Genomic DNA, 2766 nt, shown 5'->3' on the forward strand with positions numbered 1-2766 from the left:
GCAACAGGTTCATGAACTACTGATCGCCGCGGCGCGGGACACTCAACACGTCTTGAAGACGCCCGCGCCCTTCGTGCTGCAAACGAGTCTCAATGACTACAACGTCAGCTACCAGCTCAACGCCTTCACGCGCCAACCGGAGCTGCTGCCCCGGCTGAACTCGGAGTTGCACCAGCACATCCAGAATCGCTTCGCCGCCGCCGGCATCGAGCTGATGTCGCCGGCCTACTCAGCCCTGCGCGATGGCAACGCCGTCACCCTGCCGCCCGACTTCTTGCCGAGCGACTATCAACCACCCACCTTTCGCGTGCAGAGCCCGCCCACTGCCCAAGAAAGTTCCGTCACACACTGACTGAGGAGACACCCATGCACTGGTGGCAAACCGGCATCATCTACCAAATCTACCCGCGTTCCTTCCAGGACAGCAACGCCGACGGCGTGGGCGACCTGAACGGCGTCCGCCGGCGGCTCGACTACCTGCAATCGATCCACGTTGACGCCATCTGGCTGTCGCCGATCTTCCCGTCGCCGATGCACGACTTTGGCTACGACGTGGCTGACTACTGCGACGTCCACCCCATGTTCGGCACGCTGGAGGACTTCGATACGCTCCTGGCCGAAGCCCATGAGCGCGGCCTCCGCGTCATCCTCGACCTCGTCCCCAACCACACCTCCGAGGAGCACGCCTGGTTTGTGGAGAGCCGCAGCAGCCGCGACAACCCCAAGCGCGACTACTACATCTGGGCCGACCCCACCCCCGGCGACGGCCCGCCCGAGACGCGCCTGCCCAACAACTGGCAGAGCCACTTCGGCGGCGACGCCTGGACGTATGACCCCCACACCGGCCAATTCTACATGCACCAGTTCCACCGCAGCCAGCCGGAACTGAACTATCGCCATCCCGAGGTGTTGCCGGCCATGCTCGACAACATGCGCTTCTGGCTCGATCGAGGCGTGGATGGCTTCCGGGTGGACGTGATCTGGCTGATGATGAAGGATGAGCAGTTGCGCGACGAGCCGCCCAACCCCGACGCCGGGCCAGACGCGCGGCCGTTCGACCGCCTGCGCCACGTCCACACCGCCGGCGTCGAGGGCGTCCACGATCTCATTCGCCAGATGCGCGCCGTGCTGGACGAGTACGACGAGCGCATGATGGTCGGCGAGATTTACCTGCCCATCGACGAACTCGTGACCTACTACGGCGACGGCGACGAGTGCCACATGCCGTTCAACTTCCGGCTGATCACCATGCCCTGGGACGCGCGGCTCATCGGCGAGTACGTCCGCGACTATGAGGCCGCGCTGCCGGCCGATGGCTGGCCCAACTGGGTCTTGGGCAACCACGATCAGCACCGCATCGCCAGCCGCGTCGGCCAGGCCCAGGCCCGCGTGGCCCAGATGCTCCTCCTGACGCTGCGCGGTACGCCGACCTGCTATTACGGCGACGAGATCGGCATGGAGGACGTGCCCATCCCGTTTGAGCAGTGCATGGATCCGGCCGCGCGGCAACAGCCGGAACTATTCGAACTGTGGGGCCGCGACCCGGAGCGCACGCCGATGCAGTGGGACGGCTCGCCCAACGCCGGCTTCACGCCGCTGGGGGTCACGCCCTGGCTGCCGCTGGCCGCCGACGCCCACGAGCGCAACGTGGCCGCGCAGGACAGCGACCCGGCTTCGATGCTGAGCTTCTATCGCGCCCTGACCGCGCTGCGGCGGGCCGAGCCGGCGCTGAATCGGGGGGCGTATGAAGGGGTCGCTCTGGGCGTCGAGGACGTGCTCGCCTACCGCCGCGTGGCGCCGGGGCGTGACGGTTTCCTGATGGTGCTCAACCTCGGCGGGACGGCGCGGACGCTCGACCTGCGGGCGGCCGTGGGGGGCGGCGCAGCGTCGCTTGCCCTTAGCACCGACCCGGCGCGCGTCGGAACAGCAGCGATCGGCGAGTTTGTATTGGCAGGGAATGAGGGGATCATCCTTAGACTATCGTCCACCGCTTAAGCGAAAAGGACTCTCACGCAAAGACGCAAAGCCCAGAATTGTTCTGAGCTTTGCGTTCTTTGCGTCTTTGCGTGAGATATATCAGACTAATTCCAACAACTCGTCATACTCCGCATAAAACCCCAACATGATCTCATCCGGGTCGGGCACCAGGCCGGCGTCGGTGGCTATGCCCAGGAAGACGTTGCCGGCATAGCTGAGGATGCTGATCCCCAGCCCCAACCGCCCGCTCTGCGGAACCCAGAACATCAGCGTGTCAATGGGCTGCCCGGCCAGATAGAGGGGAATGGGCGGGCCGGGCACGTTGGTCAACACGGCCGTCGCTTTGGCCCCGATGATGCGCACCACCATCTCCTGGAGCAGTTGCGGCGAGAAGCCGATGGCCGCCAGCACGTCGAGCGAGACCGGCGCTTCCTGGCTGTGCTTCAACGCCTCCATCCGGTAGCGAATGAGCGCCAGCCGGTCGCGCACGTTCACCGCGCTGACAGGCAAATCCAGGAAGACCAGGCCGAATTTGTTGCCCAGTTCCCCCATCTCGTCCGGCCCGCGCAGGTTGACCGGCACGGCGGCGCGGAAGTCAACCGCCGGCTCGCCATGCGCTTCCAGATAGCGCCGCAGGCCGCCGGTGACGGCGGCCGTCATCAGATCGTTGATCGTCGCCCCCGTGGCCCGGCGCATCGCCTTGATCTCGCTCAGCGGCAACGGCCGCGACCACGCCGCCTGCTTGGCCACGCCCAGCTTGCCGCGATAAATAGACGGCGGGTCGGGGGC

2 protein-coding genes and 1 pseudogene are annotated in these 2766 nt (G+C 66.0%); 2 read left to right on the plus strand and 1 reads right to left on the minus strand.

Going from position 1 to position 2766, the window contains the following annotated elements; genetic code table 11:
• Positions 1-352, plus strand: a pseudogene (locus ACE3UY_RS13555) (mechanosensitive ion channel family protein); the annotation flags it as partial.
• 14 nt (positions 353-366) lie between these two features.
• The gene (locus ACE3UY_RS13560) at positions 367-1995 is read left to right on the plus strand and encodes an alpha-amylase family glycosyl hydrolase (RefSeq protein WP_374688042.1); all 1629 of its coding nucleotides are present in this window, start codon (positions 367-369) and stop codon (positions 1993-1995) included.
• Between the two features lie 81 nt (positions 1996-2076).
• On the opposite strand, the gene ACE3UY_RS13565 is transcribed toward ACE3UY_RS13560, so the two are convergent.
• On the minus strand, positions 2077-2766 hold a 690-nt coding region (locus ACE3UY_RS13565; protein WP_374688043.1), incomplete at its 5' end, for a WS/DGAT domain-containing protein.

The sequence above is a fragment of the Promineifilum sp. (SeqCode) genome (assembly GCF_041918635.1).
GTDB lineage: Bacteria > Chloroflexota > Anaerolineae > Promineifilales > Promineifilaceae > Promineifilum.

Coding starts and splice junctions, on each gene's coding strand:
- ACE3UY_RS13560 (WP_374688042.1), top strand. CDS start 367: ATGCACTGGTGGCAAACCGGCATCATCTACCAAATCTACCCGCGTTCC.